The sequence below is a fragment of the Bradyrhizobium diversitatis genome, assembly GCF_016031635.1.
Lineage (GTDB): Bacteria > Pseudomonadota > Alphaproteobacteria > Rhizobiales > Xanthobacteraceae > Bradyrhizobium > Bradyrhizobium diversitatis.
On the sequence record NZ_JACEGD010000054.1, the window covers coordinates 1 to 19,173 of the forward strand.

18 protein-coding genes are annotated in these 19,173 nt (G+C 64.7%); 6 read left to right on the forward strand and 12 right to left on the reverse strand.

What is annotated here, in order from left to right; translation table 11 throughout:
- The 3 genes from H1B27_RS36185 to H1B27_RS36195 all read left to right on the forward strand — a co-directional run.
- Positions 1 to 252, forward strand: a 252-nt coding sequence (locus H1B27_RS36185) for a transposase (RefSeq protein ID WP_197968732.1), incomplete at its 5' end; no start/stop codon positions are given.
- A gap of 743 nt (positions 253 to 995) precedes the next feature.
- Positions 996 to 1,256: an AbrB/MazE/SpoVT family DNA-binding domain-containing protein gene (locus H1B27_RS36190; protein WP_061878072.1), complete on the forward strand. Its 261-nt coding sequence runs from the start codon at positions 996 to 998 to the stop codon at positions 1,254 to 1,256.
- Positions 1,253 to 1,660: a type II toxin-antitoxin system VapC family toxin gene (locus H1B27_RS36195; protein WP_197969332.1), complete on the forward strand. Its 408-nt coding sequence runs from the start codon at positions 1,253 to 1,255 to the stop codon at positions 1,658 to 1,660. The genes H1B27_RS36190 and H1B27_RS36195 overlap by 4 nt, the downstream gene beginning before the upstream one ends.
- 119 nt (positions 1,661 to 1,779) lie before the next feature.
- On the opposite strand, the gene H1B27_RS36200 is transcribed toward H1B27_RS36195, so the two are convergent.
- The 8 genes from H1B27_RS36200 to H1B27_RS36235 form a co-directional block, all read right to left on the reverse strand.
- Entirely contained in the window at positions 1,780 to 2,172 is a 393-nt protein-coding gene (locus H1B27_RS36200) for a type II toxin-antitoxin system VapC family toxin (protein ID WP_197969333.1), read from the reverse strand.
- Positions 2,159 to 2,434, reverse strand: coding sequence for an AbrB/MazE/SpoVT family DNA-binding domain-containing protein (locus H1B27_RS36205; RefSeq protein WP_061878645.1), 276 nt, complete (start codon positions 2,432 to 2,434; stop codon positions 2,159 to 2,161). The genes H1B27_RS36200 and H1B27_RS36205 overlap by 14 nt, the downstream gene beginning before the upstream one ends.
- A 189-nt stretch (positions 2,435 to 2,623) precedes the next feature.
- Positions 2,624 to 3,373, reverse strand: a complete 750-nt coding sequence (locus H1B27_RS36210) for a phosphorylase (RefSeq protein ID WP_197969334.1) — start codon at positions 3,371 to 3,373, stop codon at positions 2,624 to 2,626.
- On the reverse strand, positions 3,370 to 5,322 hold the full coding sequence (gene shc, locus H1B27_RS36215) for a squalene--hopene cyclase (protein ID WP_197969335.1): 1,953 nt from the start codon (positions 5,320 to 5,322) through the stop codon (positions 3,370 to 3,372). Before shc ends, H1B27_RS36210 begins: the two co-directional genes overlap by 4 nt.
- A gap of 65 nt (positions 5,323 to 5,387) precedes the next feature.
- A complete protein-coding gene (gene hpnE, locus H1B27_RS36220) occupies positions 5,388 to 6,656 on the reverse strand; it encodes a hydroxysqualene dehydroxylase HpnE (protein WP_197969336.1) in 1,269 nt (422 codons plus the stop codon).
- Positions 6,656 to 7,495, reverse strand: a complete 840-nt coding sequence (gene hpnD, locus H1B27_RS36225) for a presqualene diphosphate synthase HpnD (RefSeq protein ID WP_197969337.1) — start codon at positions 7,493 to 7,495, stop codon at positions 6,656 to 6,658. Before hpnD ends, hpnE begins: the two co-directional genes overlap by 1 nt.
- Positions 7,485 to 8,369 (reverse strand): squalene synthase HpnC, encoded by an 885-nt coding sequence (gene hpnC, locus H1B27_RS36230; protein ID WP_197969338.1) that lies wholly within the window; start codon positions 8,367 to 8,369, stop codon positions 7,485 to 7,487. The genes hpnD and hpnC overlap by 11 nt, the downstream gene beginning before the upstream one ends.
- Positions 8,370 to 8,560: 191 nt before the next feature.
- A complete protein-coding gene (locus tag H1B27_RS36235; RefSeq protein ID WP_025035011.1) occupies positions 8,561 to 8,794 on the reverse strand; it encodes a hypothetical protein in 234 nt (77 codons plus the stop codon).
- Positions 8,795 to 9,250: 456 nt separating this feature from the next.
- Here H1B27_RS36235 and H1B27_RS36240 point away from each other — a divergent pair, with 456 nt between their 5' ends.
- Positions 9,251 to 9,748 (forward strand): hypothetical protein, encoded by a 498-nt coding sequence (locus H1B27_RS36240; RefSeq protein WP_061878080.1) that lies wholly within the window; start codon positions 9,251 to 9,253, stop codon positions 9,746 to 9,748.
- Positions 9,749 to 9,830: 82 nt separating this feature from the next.
- Here H1B27_RS36240 and H1B27_RS36245 read toward each other — a convergent pair whose 3' ends face one another.
- The 4 genes from H1B27_RS36245 to H1B27_RS36260 all read right to left on the reverse strand — a co-directional run bounded on the left by H1B27_RS36245 (position 9,831) and on the right by H1B27_RS36260 (position 16,319).
- Positions 9,831 to 12,197 (reverse strand): efflux RND transporter permease subunit, encoded by a 2,367-nt coding sequence (locus tag H1B27_RS36245; RefSeq protein ID WP_061878081.1) that lies wholly within the window; start codon positions 12,195 to 12,197, stop codon positions 9,831 to 9,833.
- A gap of 209 nt (positions 12,198 to 12,406) precedes the next feature.
- Positions 12,407 to 13,192 (reverse strand): ethanolamine ammonia-lyase subunit EutC, encoded by a 786-nt coding sequence (gene eutC / locus H1B27_RS36250; RefSeq protein ID WP_197969339.1) that lies wholly within the window; start codon positions 13,190 to 13,192, stop codon positions 12,407 to 12,409.
- 6 nt (positions 13,193 to 13,198) lie between these two features.
- Positions 13,199 to 14,785, reverse strand: coding sequence for a B12-binding domain-containing radical SAM protein (locus H1B27_RS36255; RefSeq protein WP_197969340.1), 1,587 nt, complete (start codon positions 14,783 to 14,785; stop codon positions 13,199 to 13,201).
- Between the two features lie 151 nt (positions 14,786 to 14,936).
- Positions 14,937 to 16,319, reverse strand: coding sequence for an ethanolamine ammonia-lyase subunit EutB (locus tag H1B27_RS36260; protein WP_197969341.1), 1,383 nt, complete (start codon positions 16,317 to 16,319; stop codon positions 14,937 to 14,939).
- Positions 16,320 to 16,569: 250 nt separating this feature from the next.
- Between H1B27_RS36260 and H1B27_RS36265 the strand changes: the two genes are divergently transcribed.
- Both H1B27_RS36265 and H1B27_RS36270 read left to right on the forward strand, forming a co-directional pair.
- A complete protein-coding gene (locus tag H1B27_RS36265) occupies positions 16,570 to 18,309 on the forward strand; it encodes a methyl-accepting chemotaxis protein (protein WP_197969342.1) in 1,740 nt (579 codons plus the stop codon).
- A gap of 451 nt (positions 18,310 to 18,760) precedes the next feature.
- Positions 18,761 to 19,138 carry a hypothetical protein gene (locus tag H1B27_RS36270; RefSeq protein ID WP_197969343.1) on the forward strand — a complete coding sequence of 126 codons (378 nt, stop codon included), beginning with the start codon at positions 18,761 to 18,763 and terminating at the stop codon, positions 19,136 to 19,138.
- Positions 19,139 to 19,173 lie beyond the last annotated feature (35 nt).

Consider the following 19,173-nt stretch of genomic DNA (forward strand, 5'->3'; position numbering starts at 1 on the left):
AGTGGCAAGCGACGTGGCGAGCGCCATATCAAGGGCGGCCGCCGCTGGGTACGCAACGCCCTCTACATGCCCTGTCTCGGCGCAGCCACCCAGAACAACCCGGTGCTCAGGGCGTTCTATCAACGGCTGATTGCCAAGGGCAACGAACCGAAAGTTGCGCTCATTGCCTGCATGCGCAAGCTGATCGTCATCCTCAATACGATGATCGCCCGCGGCGAGAAATGGGAGCCGAGCCGCTACGCGTTGCGGTGAGCTGATCGAGCGCGCCCTACCGCGCTCGGTCCTCGACCGAGCGCATGCCAAGCCGACAGACCGGCGAGCGGACGGGGTCAAGGCCGTCAGCCGCCAAAGGCGGTGGCGCGTCCAGCGCCAGCCTTGAGGCCGGCCGATCGGCGGTCTACTTCAGCACAGTTGCTCCCCGGGGAGCGTTGCACTATTGCCCCCGTCGCCTCGCCGCTAGTCGATGCGCGTGCCGGTTGGCCGCCACATCACGGCGAGATTTGACGCCAGACCCCCGGGCGTCGGGACCACACGACTTCTCCGTCCGCGGACGGTTCGACCTGATCGCCGGGGGCTCGCGTGTGCTCACCTCCGACGACGACCGAAACCGCTGTTACCGCGCCGTGTCGTAGCGCGCCGCGCATGACTCACGGTTGCCCGCCCTGTCATCGCCTTTCGCGCCGGCGCTGCCGCGTCCACCGCACCCCGGCCCGCATCTCGTGACGATCGCGAAGCGCCCCTCTGGCAGGGCCGAGATGACCGCTCTATGCCACAAATCCGAAATTCGGGAAAGTGGAATATTTTCGCGGGGAGGGGTTGACTGATGTTCTGGTGTTTTGCCCGACGCCTCGTAGAGACGTCTGCCAGACCTACTGCCGGCTGTACCGGGCTTTGCAAAAAACCAAAAAACAACCCCATGCAAAGTAGAACCGTGGCTCGACGTTGCATTTGTCGCCCCCATACCGTATATACGAAATTGTATATACGAGGTCGCCATGTCCCACATTGCGAAGGTGTTCAAATCGGGCAACTCCCAGGCCGTCCGGCTGCCGAAGGATTTTCGTTTCTCGGTCGATGAAGTCGAAGTGTCCCGCGAAGGCGAGGCTGTGATCCTGCGCCCAAGGCGGAGCGCGACCGGCCCGTGGGCATCGCTTCGCGCGGCCGTCGCACGCGGTTTCAGCCCGGACTTCATGGCTGAAGGGCGGGAGCAACCTGAAGAGCAGACGCGTCCCGATCTGAACCAGGCGTTTCGATGACGAAATGGCTTCTCGACACCAACGCCGTCATCGCACTCGTCACACGCCGGTCAGAGCCGCTCCTGCGCCGAGTCGAATCCAGCGAGCCCGGTGCACTCGCGATCTCGGCCATCGTTGCCCACGAACTCTACTTCGGCGCCTATCGCAGCCAGAAAGTCGAATTCAATCTGGAAACACTCCGTCTTCTCTTTGCCGATCTCGAAATCCTCGATCTTGACCAAGAAGACGCGCGAGCCGCCGGCGAGATCCGGGCGGACCTTGCGCGGCGCGGCACGCCGATCGGCCCCTATGACCTCCTGATCGCCGGCCAAGCGATCGCGCGCGGCCTGCCGCTTGTCAGCAACAACACCGCCGAATTCCAGTGCATTGCCGGATTGCGACTGGAGGACTGGACGAGGGATTGATGCTCGCGGGCGTTACGCTATTACGCTGACAGTGCTGGACTGCACCCCTGAAGTGAGACACGAGGATTATAGTAACAGCGCTCCTATCGAGGCCATCAGTCCCGGCGCGTCAACCGAGACTACCCTACTTCGCGCACTCCCGCATGACCGGCCGCCTTCGCCGCCTTGACGAGCTTGCGATCGAAAGTGACGAAAGCATCGCAATGTCCCGATCTCGTCAGATGCAGGGCATCGGCGAAATCCATCCCCCTCTCGACAAGGTCGAGCGCTGCCGCGACCATCGCGCCGTCCTCAACCGTAACGGTCGGAAGCCCCCCGAACACACGAAGCGCGTGCACGATGTCTGCGGCCTGATAGCCGTACGCGCTTCGCAGCACCCATTCGACTTCGAGGAGCACCGTGACGGCGGCAAAGACCCTCTGGCCGTCGATCAAGGCGCGGGCACGCGCGGATTGAGTGGCGTGATCTCGGGTCAGGTAGCGGACGATCAGATTGGTATCAATCGCGATCATGCCGCCGCCTGGCTTCGGCAAGCACACTTGCGTCCATTTCTTCGAGCGTCTTCGGCTTGCCTCGATAATTCAAGACGCCGAACACTTCTTCCGGCCGCGTCGCCGCAAAGGCCGGCGCAGGCTTCAATAGGACGCCCTCCGAAGTCTCCTCGACAGTCAGCCGCGTTCCGGCCTTCCAGTCCCGCGACCTGCGAATAGCGCTGGGCAAGATGACCTGCCCCTTGGTGGAAACGATAGTGGTGAGCTTGTCTGTGTCGGCCATGGCCCAACCCTTCCGAGGTAAGACAAACGTAAGATAAGCGCAGATGGGCTCAAATTCAAGTCGGCGGCTGGCGGTAAGGAACCACATCGCGTCGATGGCCCCGTCTGTGACAACGATCTCGCAGCCCAAAAGAAAAGGCCCGGTCAGACGACCGGGCCTCTTCTTTTTCAGCTTCTCGAAGACGCCGCTTCACGCCGCCTTCGACACCAGCGCTTCGCTCTCGATCAGTTCCGTCCCGATCAGATAATCCCGGCAACCGCGCAAGCTGCGCAGCGCGCGGTTGAAGTCGATGCCGGTCGAGACCAGCGCATGCAGCGTGGTCGGGTTGCGCACGATGCCGCGCAGCACGGCAGCGAGGTCGATCTGGCCGTTCGGCTTGATGGCGGCGCGGGCGAGTGCCGGCAGCGCGCGATGGGCGGGATCGCTGATGACGCGGACCGCGGCAAAGGGCAGCCCGGCTTCGGCGGCGTAGGCGGCCGCGATGTGGCTTTCCATGTCGACGGCCGAGGCGCCCGTCTCCGAATGCAGCGCCGCCTTGCAGGAGCGGCCGGTAACCACCTCCTCGGCGCCGGCGAGGCTGCCGCGCACCACACGGCGACGGCCCGAGGTCAGGCGCTCGATCAGGTCGTCGCCGAGCGACAGGCCGGCGGCCCAGCGGGTATCGCCGGACAGCACTTCGGTCGCCAGCACGACGTCGCCGGACCGCAACGTCGGGTCGAGCCCGCCGGCCACGCCGAAGGAGATCACGCCGCGAATCGTCTCGGGATCCACCACCGTCAGCAGCGCCCGCAACTGGGTCGGGCTGCTGGATGAACAGATGACCGCCATTCCGGGCCCGGCCGCAATGCGGGCCTCCTGAACCAGTCCGGTCACGATCAATATCGGCCGCGGGTCGATGGAATTCCCCGCGGCGAAACAGTCCCCCGTCCCCAAAGTCACATTCCGACCCCTACCACCCTGCTGTTGGTGTTCCGCAAGTTCCGATACCGCGCCAACGCCCACAGCGGAAAGAACTTCGGGTAACCATGATACCGTAGATAGAATACACGGGGGAAGCCTGTGGCGGTGTACCGCTGCTCGTCCCACAGTCCTTTTTTGTTTTGTGTTGCAATCAGGTACTCCACCCCGCGGGCGACGGCCCGGTGATCAACCTCGCCTGCCGCCATCAGGGCAAGCAAGGCCCATGCCGTTTGCGAGGCGGTCGAGGGGGCGGCTTCCCAGCCCTTGTAGTCCAGCCGGTAGCTGACGGCGTCCTCGCCCCAGCCGCCGTCCTCGTTCTGGATCGAGGCCAGCCAGTCGACGGCCTTCCGGATCATGGGATCCCCGTGGTCGACACCGGCCATGTTGAGGGCGCAAAGCACCGACCAGGTTCCATAGATGAAGTTCATGCCCCAGCGGCCGTACCAGGACCCCTCGGGGTGCTGGGTCTTCCGCAGGTAGGCGACGCCGGCGGCGACGTGCGTGCTGGACTTCTCGGTCTCGCCGAGCTGGGCCAGCATCGAGATGCAGCGCGCGGTGACGTCCTCGGTCGGCGGATCGAGCAGCGCGCCATGGTCCGAGAACGGGATGTTGTTCAGGTAATATTCGAGATTATTGACGTCGAAGGCCGCCCAGCCGCCGTCGTCGCTCTGCATGCCCTCGATCCACTCGCGGCCACGGGCGATCGCAGTGTCATAGCCGGCGACGCCGTGCTCCCGGCGCATGCGGTCCATCGACATCACTACGACCGCGGTGTCGTCGAGATCAGGATAATGCGCGTTGTTGTACTGGAAGGCCCAGCCGCCCGGACGCACGTCGGGCCGCTTCACGGCCCAGTCGCCCTTCACCTCGAGCTCCTGCTTCGGAATCAGCCAGTCGAGGCCCTGCCTGGCCGCCGGCACCGCCTTGTCGCCGCCGGCTTCCAGCAGCGCATGCGCGGTAAGCGTCGTGTCCCACACCGGTGAGACGCAGGGCTGGCAATAGGCCTCGTCGTCCTTGATGACGAGCAACTTGTCGAGGCCCCGGCGCGTCGTCGCGCGCGGCGGATAGTTCTCGTCCTTGCCGAGCGCGTCATACATCATGACGATGTTGGCCATGGGCGGATAGATCGCGCCCATGCCGTCCTCGCCGTTGAGCCGCTCCTCGATGAAAGCGAGCGCGGCGTCGATCGCGCGCTTGCGCAGGCTCTTCGGAAACAGCGGCTCGACCACGCGCAGGATCACATCCAGCGAACGAAACAACAGAAACCAGGCCATGCTCTGGTGCGGCGCTTTCGCGGTCATGCCGATCGAGCGCGGGTCCTGCAGGAACAATTCGTCGATGCCGACGCCCTTCGGATTCCGTGCGCGCGGCTTCAGCGCGGCGATCACCATCAGCGGCACCATGGTGGTGCGCGCCCAGTAGGAGATCTTGTTGAGGTGGAACGGCGACCAGAACGGCAGCAGCACGATCTCGATCGGCAGCACCGGCACCGCGCGCCAGGTCACGACGCCGAACGTCGCCAGCAGGAAGCGCGTGAAGACGTTGCTGTTGATCGCACCGCCTCGGGCATGGATCGCCTCGCGCGCGCGCACCATGTGCGGCGCATCGACGGAGTCGCCGATCATCTTGAGCGCGAAGTAGGCCTTCACGCTGGCGCTCATGTCGAACTCGCCGTCGTGCACCAGCGGCCAGCCGCCATGGGCTCCCTGCACGCGACGCAGGTAGTTGCCGATCTTGGCTTCGAGCACCGTGTCAACGGGCTCTGCGAGATAGTGGCGCAGCAGGACGTACTCGGCCGGAATCGTGCAGTCGGCCTCGAGCTCGAACACCCAATGGCCGTCGGACTGCTGGAAGCCGAGAACGCCCTGCGTGGCCGACTCAATGCTCGATTCCAGGGTCTCGCGGCTGGTCGCGTTCACGGAATCCATGTCGCTCGATTGCTCCGATAGTCGATTGAAAATTGGCCGGGACATCTGCCCGTCAGGGCCGCCTTTCAGGATGCTTTGGCGGCCAGAACCAGATCGGCGGCGCGATCGCCGGACCGGACCGATCCCTCGATGGTTGCCGGCAATCCCGTAGCAGTCCAGTCGCCGGCAAGGAACAGGTTTTTCAGCGCAGTGACCGGCCCTGGACGCAGGGCATTCTGGGTCGGCGTGGCGGCAAAGGTGGCGCGGCGCTCGCGCACGATCTGCCAGGGCGGCAATTGCGGCGGCAACTCACCCGACAGGCCGGCGGCCTTGCAGACGTCGTTCCAGATCGCCTGCGCGAGTTCCTCGCGAGGCATGTCGACCAGACGGTCGCCATTGCTGATCGTGACGGAAAGCCGGTTGGGGAACGCGAACAGCCATTCCACCACGCCGCCGATCACGCCGAGGATCGGCGCCGAGCCCGGCGGCGGTGTGATGCGGAAATGCGCGTTCACGATGGCGCGGAATTCGGTCGGCGTCTTCAGGCCCGGCAGCAGGCTCGCAGCGGCGCGCGGCGGCACCGCCATCACGACGACATCGCCCTCACCGATCCGGATCACATCCTCGCCGCCGAAATTCAGCGCGCCGACCTTGTCGTCGGTGGTCGCAAACGAGCGCAGCTCATGGCCGAGCTGAACCGCGTGGCCGCGCTCAGCCAAGAACTTCACGGCAGGCTCGATCAGCACCGCGCTGAGACCGTCGCGGGCGATCAACGGACGGCAGGCCTGCCCGCCCGCGAGCAGCGTCTCGCGCACGATCGCGCCCGCGAGCCCCGCCGAGCCCTCGGGCGGATCGACGTTGAGCGCCGCCAGCAGCAACGGCTGCACCAGACGCTGGTAGAGGATGCCTTCGCAAGGAATGGACTTGCCGACCAGCGTCTCCTCCGACGCCCAGATCAGCGGCGCCAGTTTCAGATAATCGGTCAGGCCGGTGTCGGGAACGCGGCGGCTCTCATCGAGCACCCAGGTCGGCCACCGGCCAGCGCCGAGATCGATCTGCCAGCGCTGTCCCGTCTTGATGTCGACGAAGGGAAACTGCGCGCTCTCGGGGCCGACGAGACCCGTCTCGGTGCCGATCGCGCGCGCATAGGCGCGCGCATGGCTGTTGCCCGACAGCAGCAGATGATTGCCGTTGTCGATGGTGAGGTTGGTGGCGCCGTCGAAATAGGAACGGCAGCGGCCGCCGGCCTGGTGCGTGGCCTCGTGCACGGCGACCTTGAAGCCGGCATTGGCGAGCCGCACAGCGGCGGAGAGGCCGGAAATTCCAGCACCGATGATGTGAGCTGTCTTTTGCATCAGATGAAAGCGTAGCGGAGCAGGATCAGGATGCGTGTGATCTTCGACACACGCACCGGCTCGCGCGGCGCGGTGAAGCCGCGCGCGATCAGCAGGTCCAGAATGGAATGATAGTATCTCGACATGATCCGCGGCGCGCGCACCGCGCGGCGCTTGTTGCGGTTCATGATCTCGTCCGACTTCTCGAAATGCACCTTCGCGCGCTGCGCCAGCGGCAGGCAGACCTTCGGCAGCGCGCGCTCGGCGATCACGCGGTCCGGATCATCGGAGGTGATGCCGGCATGCAGCAGCGCCTCGCGCGGCAGATAGAGCCGGCCGAGGCCGGCGTCCTCGTCGATGTCGCGCAGGATGTTGGTGAGCTGCAGCGCGCGGCCGAGATGGTACGCGAGCAGGATGCCGTCTTCCTCGGGCATGCCGAACACGCGCACCGACAGCCGCCCCACGGCGCTGGCGACACGGTCGCAGTACAGATCCAGCGTCGCCATGTCGGGCGCGCGGATGTCCTGCGGCACATCCATTTCCATGCCGTCGACGATGGCGAGGAAATCCTCGCGCTTGAGCCCGAAGGTCTTCACCGAGGCGACGTAGTCCTTCAGCCGCGGCGGCGGATGGCCCTGATAGAGCGCGTCGATGTCGTCGCGCCATTGCTGGAGTGCGGCGAGCCGCTCCTCCCGCGGGCCGTCGGAATCGGCGATGTCGTCGACCTGGCGGCAGAAGCTGTAGATCTGGAACATCGCTTCGCGCTGGTCGTGCGGCAGGATGCGCATCGCGGCATAGAACGAGCTGCCGGATGCGGCCGAGCCGTAATTGGCGCCGGGCGTGGTCGCCTCAAGCGTCATGTGCAGTCCCCGGTCTGGAAATCGCCTTGCGTCCGATCGCGCGGCGACCGACTTCGCCGATCATCCCGGCGAGGCTGAGGGCGAGCAGCTCGAACTTGTTCAGATGCACGCGCTCGCGCAGGGGATCGCGCACTTTCAAGAGGCGCACGATGCGATCCGCATAGGCCTGGATGACCGAGACGTCGACGCCGAGACGGAAATCCCGGATTTCCGCAGCGAGCGACCTGCCCTCGTTGAGCAGCGCTTCATTGCGTGCGGCAAGCGCGTGAAGGCAGGCCAGCATCGCCGGCGGCGACTGCGCGAGCCCGAGCTGCTCTACCGAGGCGCCGTGTGCTGCCAGCGCATCGCGCGGCAGATAGACGCGGTTGAGCTCGCGAAAATCCTTGCCGCAATCCTGCAGGTGATTGTTGATTTGCAGGCCTGCGCAGAGCGCGTCCGATGCGGCCCAGGTCGAAGTGCTCTCGCCATGGACGTCGAGCATGAAGCGGCCGACGGGCATCGCCGAGTAACGGCAATAGTGGATGACCTCGTCCCAATTCTCGTAGCGCAGCTTGGTCACGTCCATGCGGAAGGCGATGAGCACGTCGAGCGCATGGCGTGGGGCCATGCCGCGCTCGGCCAGCGCGCGGCGCAGGGTGACGGCCTCGGCCTGGGTGTCGCCCTTGCCGAGCAGTTCCGCCTCGAGCAGGTCGAGATAGCTAAGCTTCTGGTCGGGCGGCAGGGTCGCGTGGTCGGCGATGTCGTCGGCGGTGCGGACGAAATTGTAATAGGCCAGGATCAGGGCGCGATGACGCGGATGAATGATCCAGGACGCGACGGGAAAATTCTCGTCGCGGTCACCCTTGCCGGATCGCAATTCGCTCGCAGAGGTCATCGAGGGCTGGTTTACAATCGTTTGGACAGGAAGGCTTTTTCGCTCGCGCGGGCTCATGCCGGCGATGCCGCCGCGGCCCCCATATAGGGGAATAATGCCGCAAAACCAATCCTGTCTGTCGATGGCCGCCCTTTGCGGATCGGACCCCAAAGGCGGCTCCGGGATCCACCTTTGGGAGCCAATGGCCAAGCTTACTGGTTGTGGTTCTTCAGCACCTGGTCGCAGGCCTGCGAGATCTTGGCCCGGTTCTCCTTGAGACAGGCGAGGATCGTGAAATCGCCCTGATCGATGACCGGACGGCAGAACTTCTGCACATCTCGTGTGCAGGCCTTCTGCTCGGCGTCCGTGCCACGCCCTTGCTGAGCGAACGCGGCCGTCGAAAGAGATGCCGACAGCAGGGTGAGAGCGACGAGAAGATTACGCATTGTATTCCTTCATTCTGACGGCAGAATCATACCGGACCCGGCTGCAGAGGGCGAACGACCGGAGCGGATTGTTCTGATGGCAAGTCGCCGCAGGAGTGGCGGCCCAGAGAAGGCACAAGCACCGGCAAATGCGGCCAAATTGGCACCGCACGCGCCGAATCGGGACTTCCCCGTGCCTTCATTCGCAGATGTAAGAGGTTGATACTACGTCATAATTCAGAACGTCTGCGTTTTACTGCATACCTGTTGCAGCGCTGCATCTGTCCGCCTTGCCTTTCCTGCCGGAAACATGCCGAAACGTGGCAAATCGGGCGATCAAGCCCGGCGCGAGCGTCATGACCTGCCATGCCGGGCGGTCAGGCTTTGAACCTGCGACTTGCTCGGAGCACTAAACTTTCGATGTGGCGAGACGTTCTCAATCGTAAGCGAGCGTCGTTCCAAAACGGGATAATTGCGATGAAATTCATTGGGCGAACTGGACTGGCAATCAAGGCGGCCGGCATCGGGGCGGCGCTGCTCTTCTCGGTTTCGGCGAGCCATGCTCAGTCGTCCGGACCGTTTGCCGGTTTCGATGGCGCATGGACCGGCACCGGCACGGTGTCGTTGTCCGACGGCTCCACCGAGCGCATTCGCTGCAAGGCGGACTACAAGGTCGGCGGCAGCGGCCTGAACCTGAAGCAGGCGCTGCACTGCGCGTCCGACAGCTACAAGTTCAATCTCACCAGCGACGTGACGAGCCAGGGCGAGCGCATCTCCGGCAATTGGAGCGAGTCCAGCCGCAACATCTTCGGCAATCTGCAGGGCACCGCCGGCGGCGGCCAGATCGACGTGTTCGTCGAGGCCAACGGCTTTGCCGCCAACCTCTCGCTGCGCACCAACGGCAGCAAGCAGACGGTGCAGATCAGCTCCAAGGGCGAGATCCGCGGCGTCAACATCACGATGACGAAGGGCTGACGCCCTTTCCGCTGCGAAAGGATACAGCCTCCGGCTCTCGCGAGCCGGGGGCTTATTGCTGACCTGGATCAGATGAAGCTGCTCAGATCGCCGGCTTGTCGGGGCCCTGAAGCCTGGCGTGCAGATTGATCAGCCACATCGCCGTCGGCCGCAGGATGAAGAGGTCGGCGACGAGGGCCATCACCATCGAGAAGGCGCTGAGCCAGCCGAACAGCCTGAGCGACGGCAGGTCCGAGAACACGGTGACGACGAGGCCGCAGGCCAGCACCACCGTGGTCAGGATCAGCGCCGGGCCGACCAGCACGGTGGCCCGCTCCACGGCAAGCGCCGAGCCGACGCCCGGCTTGCTCTCGAGCCTCAAGCGGTTGAGGAAGTGGATGGTGGCGCTCAAGCCCAGGCCGAACGAGACGGTGAGCGCGACGACGCTGGCGAATTGCAGGCCCTCGCCCATCGCCCACAGCACCGTTCCCGACATCACCACTGGGAAGATGCCCGGCAGAATGCAGGCGAACATCACCACCCAGGAGCGGAACGCGAGGCCGATGAAGATCGCGACCAGCGCAAATTCGATGGTGAGTCCGTGGTTCAGCTTCTCGATCATGCTGGCCGAGTTGCGCGCAGCGATGGCGGCAAGACCCGTCACCGCGATCTCGTAGCCGGGATGCTTCTTGCGGACGGCGTCGAGCTCGTGGTCGAGCTTGTCGACGATCGGCAGGAGCTGGCTGGAATCCTTGTCCGGTACGCGGCCGGCGACCACGACGGCATCCTGCTCGGCATCGATGAACCGCCGCACCAGATGCTCGGGGATGACGTTGACATATTCCTTCAACGTCGCGACGTCGGCGCTGCCCGCCTTCTCTGCCAGCCAGCGGCGCAGCGTCTCCAGCGACCAGACGTTGCCGACACCGGCCGTCTTCTCCACCGTCGCATGCACGTCGGCGATGGTCTGGAGCGTCTCCGGCGAATAGAGCGATTCGCCCTTGGGGAACTGGATCAGCACGTTGACCGGGTTGGCGCCGGTCAGCTTGGCATCGAGCCGGTCGCTGGCGGCGACCGCCTGGCGCTTGTCCGGCACCTGGTCGGCGAGCCGGTAGCGCGGCTCCAGATTGGCGTAGATGACGCCGAGGCCGCCGACGAACAGCACCGCGATCAGGCTGAACAGGCCGGGACGGCCGACCATGCGCACCGCGATCCAGTAGCAGAAATTGCGCAGCGCCTGGACGCCGGCATCCGCGCTCTGGAACTTGACGGCGAACACCTTCTCGTTGCGCACGAGCAGGACGCCGAACACCGGCACCAGCGACAGCACCGCGACCAGCGCGATGATGGTGGCGGCGAGCCCGGCCTCGCCGAACTTGCGGATCAGGTCGGAGTCGGAGAATTGCAGCGCGATGAAGGAAATGCCGGCCGTGCCGTGCGTCAGCACGCAGGCGGGTCCCACCACCAGCACCGCGTTCTTGAAAGCGGTGAACTTGTCCTGTCCTGCGATCAGCCGGTCGCGCGCGGCGAAGGTGAGCTGCATCGAGTCCGAGAAGCTGATGACCATGATGAGCGGCGTCATCACGTTCAGGAACATGTTGAGGTTGAAATTGGCCCAGCCGAGCGCACCCAGCGCCAGCAGGATCGCGATCATCGGCGGGAACGCCGCGGCGACCATGAACGAGATCTTGCGGAAGAAGATGATGGCGATGATGCAGCCGGCGAGAATGCCGAGGATGTTGTAGGTCAGCCCGTCGCGCTCGACCGCGTTGCGGATCTCGAGCTGCATCACCGGAACGCCGGAGAGCTGCACGTTGAGCCCGGTGTCGCCGAGGTCCTCCTTCATCAGCGCGCGGATGTCGCCGACGGTCTTGGTCAGCTTGTTGGAGGCGACCACCTCGGGATCGAGCGAGAGCACGATCAGCGCCAGCGTGCCGTCCTCCGACAGCAGCTTGCCGCGGATGATCTCGTTGTTCTTGACGGTCTCGATGAACTTGTCATAGGCGGCCCCCTCGGGGAGCTCGGCCGGGAACAGTGCCGCCGGCAGCTTGCCCGGCGCCGGCGCCTGACGCGCCGAGAACAGCGAGACCAGCCCTCGCGTGCCATCGACCAGTTGCAGGTCGGTAACGAAGTCACGCAGCTTCTCGAGGTTGCTGCGCTCCAGGAGGGTCTTGCCCTCGACCACGACGAGGACGTCGAACTCCTCGGCCGGGAACTTCTTCGTCACCTCTTCATACTGCTTGAATTCGCGGGTGTCGGAGCGAAAGAGCTGCGACAGCGAATCGTCGATCTTGATCCGGTGGATGCCGAACACGGCGCCGACGATCAGCGCCAGCAGGACGATGCAGGAGACGATCGGCGCCCGAACGGCGATCAGCCCGAGGCGCTCCAGCCCGAAGGCGATCGAGGACGCAGGTCCCTGCTCGACCTTGTCGACATGAACCTCATTCTCGCTGTGCTTTTCGAGCATGCCTTGTCCAGTTCCTAAATCGGCTCGGTCTTGAGAGCTTGTTGCGCCCCGCGAACGGCTTGAAACGCCATACCAATGGGAGGCTTGCCTTTTGAAAATGCGCGGAAAATCGCCGCGAGGGGTTTAGCAGGTCAACAGGTCTTCTCGCAAGCAGGCGAGGCGTGGCCGAATCGATCAAGAAGCGGCGATTTCGGGCCCCCGACCGCCTATCATTCCGGCGGCGCCGTGCCAATTCGACGCGGCGCCCGGTCCGCGCTCTCGTCCTTCAGAGCCACGCCGGTGGTCTCGCGCGCGAGCCCCTCACGGATGAGCCAGGCGATCTTGAAGGCGGCCTCGTCGTAGCTCAAACCGGCGTGGTGGATGTTCGACACGCAATTGCGTTCGGCATCGGTACGGCCGGGCTTCGGTGCGAAGGTCAGATAGGCGCCGAGACTGTCGGGCGCGGACAGGCCGGGCCGTTCGCCGATCAGCATCGCGACCATGCGCGCCCCGAGAATGGCGCCGATCTCGTCGCCGAGCGCGACGCGCGCGCCCGATGCGACAACGACATGGCCGATCGCGAGGTCATCCCCTTGCGCAAGCAATGGCAACAGGCGCCTCACCACGATGGCCGCATGGGCGTGAACCGCCGCCGCGGACAGGCCGTCTCCGATCACAATCGCGAGTTGGCACGGCGCCGAGGCGCCCCGCGCCAGAAGTTGCGCCGAACCGGGTTCAAGCTGTCGTCCCAGATCCGGCCGCCGCAGATAGTCGCTGCGATCGACCGCCCGGCTCCTCACCTCGGTCACGGCAAGTCCGAGCGCGCCGAGGTCGGCGACCAGGCGCGACGTGTCGAAGGCGGCATGCACGGCATCGCGCGCGCGGGCATGGTCCAGCGTGAAATCGAGCAGTGCCCTGGTCGGCACGCTCGCGCCGCTGCGCCCGAGCGCAACGCGCGCGGGCGTGAACGCCCGCAGATCGAGGGTCGGGCGGCGCGGCGGAACCGGATCAGACATGTCGCATCATTCAGCCGGAACGGCGGCCTCGCGCAGCCGGATCGAATAGTTCGAGGCGTTCTGCTTGCCGCTGGAGGCCGCGCGCGCAAAGGTGATGAGATGGTGCGCGATCAGCGTGCAGCCGATCAGGCCTTCGATGTCGCCGCGCTTGATGCGTCTGAGCGCGAACTTCCAGAACACGCGCCTGTAGTCGCCGAGCACGCCGACCTTCCAGAAGATGTTGCGCAACATGACGAGGCCGCGCCGGATGTTCGGCCAGGTCTTCATCTCGTCCGGCACCGGCATCTTGACTCGGCGCACGTAAACATTGTCGCATTGATACTGATAGCGCGCGTAAACCTTCTCGGGCGCGTAGGCGACCGCCATCGCATGCTTCCACGATGCGACGACCTCGTCATAAGGCAACAGGAAGTCGACGTTGGAATCGCGACCGTCGTCGTGGATCAGGCGACCCTCGCGCTCCAACCGGTCCCACAGCGGCGTCTTCGGCAGCGCCTGGAGCAGGTTGATGGTGAGCAGCGGAATCCGGGACTCCTCGACGAAAGCGAGTAGAGCTTCCGAGGTGTTCGGCTTGTCGGTATCGAGCCCCATGATGATGCCGGACACGACCTCCATGCCGTAGGAGTTGATGGTGTGCACGCCCTCCAGGATCGGGACCATCATGTTGTGGTCCTTCTGCATCGCCTTCAGGGCGTCCGGATCCGGCGTCTCGATGCCGCAGAAGATGGTGATGAAATAGGCCTCGCGCATCTTCTCGAGGATCTCGGGCCGCTTGGCGATGTTGAGCGTCGCCTCACAGGCGAGCCGCACCATGTAGCCGGTCCGCTTCTGCCATTCGATCAGATGCGGCAGCAAGTCCAGAGCCGCCTTGCGGTTGCCGATGAAATTGTCGTCGACGAAATAGACCGTGTCGGTCATGCCGCATTCGCGCAGGCGATCGAGCTCGGCGATGATCTGCTGCGGCGACTTGATGCGCGGATTGCGGCCGTAGAGGCCGGGGATGTCGCAGAACTCGCACTGATAGGGACAGCCGCTCGAATACTGGATGCTGCCGAGGAAATACTTCTTCACATCGACGAGCTCGTAGGCCGGAATTGGAAACTCCGTCATCGGCACCCGGTCCCTGGTGGTCAGCACCACCTGGGCCTCGGGACGCGAGGTGTCGCGCGACAGGATATCGATCAGCTGGTTGGTGGCGTCGCCGAGCTCGCCGACATGCAGATAGTCGAAGGACGGATAATAGTCCGGGCAGGCGCTGACCGACGGCCCGCCGAGTGCGACCGGCAGATCGAATTCATGGGCGCGGCGGCAGATGTCGTTCATCTGCTGGCGCTGGATGTGCATGCCGCTGACGAAGACCGCTTCGGCCCATTCGAATTCCTCCTTCGTCGTGCGGCGCAGGTTCTCATCGACGAATTTGACCTGCCACTCCTTCGGAAGGTAGGCGGAGATCAGCAGCAGCCCCTGCGGCGGCATGAAGGCGCGAACGCCGTCGGTCAAGGGATAGGAATGCTCGAACGTACCGAAGGACGAGGTGTAGCGCGGAAACACGCAGAGAATCCGCCGGGTCGTTCCGTTACTTTCAGCTCGCATCAAAGCTCCCCCCGCCACGCTCGACCGATAGTGCGGAAATTGCCAGCCAGACTCAGGGTAATGCTGTCGCCGGAATTTCTCAATATTGTGGCACAAGCACAATTCCGGGAGGCGCCGATAGTTTCATCGGAGTGCCAGTTGGCGCGCCGCCTCACGCGATCAACCGCGAGGCAAAATCGGGCAGCAGGCCTGCATCGCCGGCTAGGCGGAGATCGGCGCCTGTAATTCCCGACTGCACCAGCCAGTCGTCGAATTCCGGCGCGCGGCGCAAGCCGAAGACGGCGCGGACATAGAGCGCGTCGTGAAAAGACGTCGACTGGTAGTTCAGCATGACGTCGTCGGCGCCGGGGACGCCCATGATGAAGGTGACGCCAGCGGCGGCGAGCAGCGTCAGCAGGTTGTCCATGTCGTCCTGGTCCGCCTCGGCATGGTTGGTGTAGCAGATGTCGACCCCGAGCGGCAGGCCGAGCAGCTTGCCGCAGAAATGATCCTCCAGTCCAGCCCGTATGATTTCCTTGCCGTCATAGAGATATTCCGGGCCGATGAAGCCGACCACGCTGTTGACGAGGAGCGGGGCAAACGCGCGGGCGACCGCATAGGCGCGCGCCTCGCAGGTCTGCTGGTCGACCCCGTGATGGGCGCCCGCCGACAGCGCCGAGCCCTGGCCGGTCTCGAAATACATCACGTTCTGCCCGACGGTGCCGCGCTGCAGCGACAGCCCGGCCTGCTGCGCCTCTTTCAGGAGCGCAAGATCGATGCCGAAACTGCGGTTGGCGGCCTCGGTCCCGGCGACCGACTGGAAGACGAGGTCGACCGGCACGCCCTGCCCGATCAGCGACAGCGTCGTTGTGACATGGGTCAGCACGCAGCCTTGCGTCGGGATCTTCAGCCGCGCGATGACCTCGTCGAGCAGCCGCAGCAATTGGGCGATGACGGCAGGGTCGTCACTCGCAGGATTGATGCCGATGCAGGCATCGCCGGCCCCGAGCAGAATGCCGTCGAGGATCGAGGCGGTGATGCCCCTGGCGTCGTCGAACGGATGGTTCGGCTGGAGCCGCGTGCTCATCCGCCCCTTCAGCCCGATGGTGTTGCGGAAAGCGGTGGTGACCTCGCATTTCCGCGCCGCCAGGATCAGATCCTGGTTGCGCATCAGCTTTGACACTGCGGCCGCCATCTCCGGCGTGATGCCGGGCGCGAGCTTGCGCAGGATCTCGGGCGTTGCAGCATCGGACAGCAGCCAGTCGCGGAAGGCCCCGACCGTGAGCGACGCCACCGGCGCAAAGGCCTTGGTGTCGTGGCTGTCGATGACGAGGCGGGTGACCTCGTCGGTCTCATAGGGAATGACGGCTTCCTGCAGGAATTGGCCGAGCGGCACATCCGCCAGCGCCATCCGTGCCGCGATCATCTGCTCGGAGCTGGCAGCGGCAATTCCGGCCAGCCGGTCGCCGGAGCGCGGCGGTGTCGCCTTGGCGAGCAGGTCGCGCAGATCCGGGAAGGTGTAGGTCGTGGTGTCGATGCTGTGTCGGTAGACCACGGGGCTCTCCAGGCTTGGTCGGCCAACGGCCGACCCCAAGACTATGTTGAAAGACTATGCTGAAAGACTATCCAGAGACTATACCTTAGGATCAAGACGCTGAAATATCTTACCTTTCGTTCGAGCAAGGACGGAGGGAGCCTAACGGGCGCGTTAACGCCACATCCACCTTCCTCCTGCAAAGTTTTGCATCAATTCTACACGACCCCGCTCACCGGCCGCTTCAGGCCATTCCGGGCTCCTGCACACCATGACATCAGACCGATCTGGGAATGCCACCAAGCTGGCAGGCCGCTTCACGCTTGCCACCAAGCTCTATGCGATCTTCGCGCTGTTCGCGCTGCTCACGGCCGCGATCGCGATGCTGTCCGACTACAACAGCCGCCGCAGCGCCGACCTGACCAGCGCGATCGAGACGGCGAATGCCGCCGCGCTGAACGTCGAGCGGGTCAACTCGCTGGTCTATGCGGTCGTGATGGAATCTCGCGGCGTCTACATGTCGACCGAGCCGGCCGTGGTGAAGAAATACGGCGATGGCCTGCTCAAGTTCAACGCCCAGATCCTGGACGTCGTGAAGCGTTGGGAGACCATCGTCAAGGCCGACGACGCCGAGCAGTTTGCCACCTTCAAGAAGCGCATCGAGCAGTTCGTCGAGTTCCGCAAGGAGCTGGTCCGCCGCGGCGTCGAAATCAATGCAGCCGCGGGCCGCGAATGGGGCGACAACGACGCCAACCGCGCGGTGCGCTCGGCCCTGAACAAGGACCTCGAGGCGCTGTCCAAGGTTTATGCCGAGCGCGCCCGGCAGATCGCGCAGCAGACCGAGACCAATCGCGAATTGTCGTTCGTGCTGACCTGCCTCGGCGGCGTGGCGCTGGCTCTCGTCGTGATCGGCATCGTCATCATCGCCCGCTCGATCGCCCGGCCGCTCGCCTCGATCACCGCCACCATCAAGCAGGTCGCCGACGGCGCCGAAAACATCGTGGTACCGCACTCTGACCGCGCCGACGAGATCGGCGCACTGGCCCGCGCGATCCAGGTGTTCCAGGACGCCATGGGCCGCAACCGCAATCTCGCCTCGCAAGTGTCGAACGACGCCGCCGCCCGCGAGGAGCGCGCCCGCCACATCGAGCAATCCGTCGAGCAGTTTCGCGAGGCGATCGGCGCGATCATGCGCGGCCTCAGCGACAACGCCTCGGTGATGCGCGAGACCGCGCAGACCATCACCCGCGTGACCGCGGATGCGAACAGCCGCGCCGGCACCGCGGCCAACGCGACCGAGCAGGCCTCGCACAACGTCACGGCGGTCGCGGGCGCGGCCGAGGAACTGTCGGCCTCGGTGGTGGAGATCGGCCGCCAGGTGCGCCAGAGCGCCGGCGCGGTCGAGCAGACCGGCCAGCGCACCGAGAAGTCGATCTCCGAGATCGAGAGCCTCGCCGCGGCCACGCAGCGCATCGACGGCGTGCTCAGCCTGATCCAGGCGATCGCCGAGCAGACCAATCTGCTCGCGCTGAACGCCACCATCGAGGCCGCGCGCGCCGGCGATGCCGGCCGCGGCTTCGCCGTCGTCGCCCACGAGGTGAAGGCGCTCGCGGGCCAGACCGCCAAGGCCACGGCCGAGATCAGCGAGAACGTCTCGATGATCCAGGCCTCGACCCGCAACGCCGTCGATGCCGTCCGCGAGATCGGCGGCGCGGTGCGCGAGATCAACGAGGTCACCTCGGCGATCGCCGGCGCCGTCAGTCAGCAGGACGCCGCCACGCGCGAGATCTCGTCCAATGCGCAGTCGGCCGCGCAGGGCAACGAGACGCTTGTGGCGAACATCACCTCGCTGCGCGACGCCATCGGCGAGACCGACACGGCGGCATCCTCGGTGCTGACGGCGGCGAGCAGCCTGACGGCGACGGCGGACACGCTGTCGCGCGAGGTGGAGAAGTTCTTCCAGAACCTGCGCGCAGGTTCGGCGGACGGGCGGGTTGCCAAGGCGGGATGACGGCGCGGGCGCGGGCCGCGAAGCCCGCGCTGACACAAAAGTGCGAAAACAACCCCATGCACAGTAGGCGGGGGCAACTGAATCAATGGGTTGAACCGGGGTTGACGGCTACGGATTTTACGAATCGATTTGACTCGTCGGGCAAAACACCGGCATGATGTCACCATAGCGACCGGCACGTCATCCGCCCCTCTCCCGCCCCGAGCACCTCCCGGGAGGCGTGCTCTCAAATCCGCCTGCGATACTCCAAGCTCACTCCGCCCAAGTGCATGACAGGGCGACCCAGCAAGCCAGCGCTGATCTGGAAGGAAGGCTGCCCCTCGTCGGATCGTCTGCCTGCGAGCGCTGAAAGTTCGGGCAACTCAATTACTGGTCGTTTTCATGCGCTGTCACAATTCCGCTCTATTGCTTTTCCGCAATGCCGGGACTTTTGGTGATTTGGAGAGTGACGATGTCTTTCCAAGAACAGCTTGAGGCCTGCTGGGGGCGTCTTTTCCGAGTGATCGGCAAGCAGGGGGCCATTGCGCTTCCCCTTGGCGCGATCAGCTACATCCTGCTCCTCCTCGTCGGCATCTATGGTCTCTTTCACGGCTGGCCTCCCACCGCAAAGCGCTGGATTGCCCTAAAGGGCTTTTATGGCTTGCTCACGATAGCCGCGCCCTTCTTTTTCTTTTGTGAGTATGTTTTCCGATCGGAACGTCGCGTTCACGAAGATCCTACGAAGCGAGCCACGCGTTTGCTGGAGTTGAAGAACCTTCAGGACCAGGGGCGAGCCGTCTGGCTGGCCTGCGCGACAGTCATTGGACTGATCATCTTCAAAGGAGCCTAAGTTCAATCGGATGACTTTCGCCGAAGCGGCGATTC

What these genes read in the sequence shown, in the direction of transcription:
- H1B27_RS36240 (WP_061878080.1), top strand. Translation starts at nt 9,251, where the DNA reads ATGAAATTCATTGGGCGAACTGGACTGGCAATCAAGGCGGCCGGCATC.
- H1B27_RS36195 (WP_197969332.1), top strand. Translation starts at nt 1,253, where the DNA reads ATGACGAAATGGCTTCTCGACACCAACGCCGTCATCGCACTCGTCACA.
- H1B27_RS36235 (WP_025035011.1), bottom strand. Translation starts at nt 8,794, where the DNA reads ATGCGTAATCTTCTCGTCGCTCTCACCCTGCTGTCGGCATCTCTTTCG.
- H1B27_RS36265 (WP_197969342.1), top strand. Translation starts at nt 16,570, where the DNA reads ATGACATCAGACCGATCTGGGAATGCCACCAAGCTGGCAGGCCGCTTC.
- eutC (WP_197969339.1), bottom strand. Translation starts at nt 13,192, where the DNA reads ATGTCTGATCCGGTTCCGCCGCGCCGCCCGACCCTCGATCTGCGGGCG.
- hpnE (WP_197969336.1), bottom strand. Translation starts at nt 6,656, where the DNA reads ATGCAAAAGACAGCTCACATCATCGGTGCTGGAATTTCCGGCCTCTCC.
- H1B27_RS36245 (WP_061878081.1), bottom strand. Translation starts at nt 12,197, where the DNA reads ATGCTCGAAAAGCACAGCGAGAATGAGGTTCATGTCGACAAGGTCGAG.
- shc (WP_197969335.1), bottom strand. Translation starts at nt 5,322, where the DNA reads ATGGATTCCGTGAACGCGACCAGCCGCGAGACCCTGGAATCGAGCATT.
- H1B27_RS36255 (WP_197969340.1), bottom strand. Translation starts at nt 14,785, where the DNA reads ATGCGAGCTGAAAGTAACGGAACGACCCGGCGGATTCTCTGCGTGTTT.
- H1B27_RS36190 (WP_061878072.1), top strand. Translation starts at nt 996, where the DNA reads ATGTCCCACATTGCGAAGGTGTTCAAATCGGGCAACTCCCAGGCCGTC.
- hpnD (WP_197969337.1), bottom strand. Translation starts at nt 7,495, where the DNA reads ATGACGCTTGAGGCGACCACGCCCGGCGCCAATTACGGCTCGGCCGCA.
- H1B27_RS36205 (WP_061878645.1), bottom strand. Translation starts at nt 2,434, where the DNA reads ATGGCCGACACAGACAAGCTCACCACTATCGTTTCCACCAAGGGGCAG.
- H1B27_RS36270 (WP_197969343.1), top strand. Translation starts at nt 18,761, where the DNA reads ATGTCTTTCCAAGAACAGCTTGAGGCCTGCTGGGGGCGTCTTTTCCGA.
- H1B27_RS36200 (WP_197969333.1), bottom strand. Translation starts at nt 2,172, where the DNA reads ATGATCGCGATTGATACCAATCTGATCGTCCGCTACCTGACCCGAGAT.
- hpnC (WP_197969338.1), bottom strand. Translation starts at nt 8,369, where the DNA reads ATGACCTCTGCGAGCGAATTGCGATCCGGCAAGGGTGACCGCGACGAG.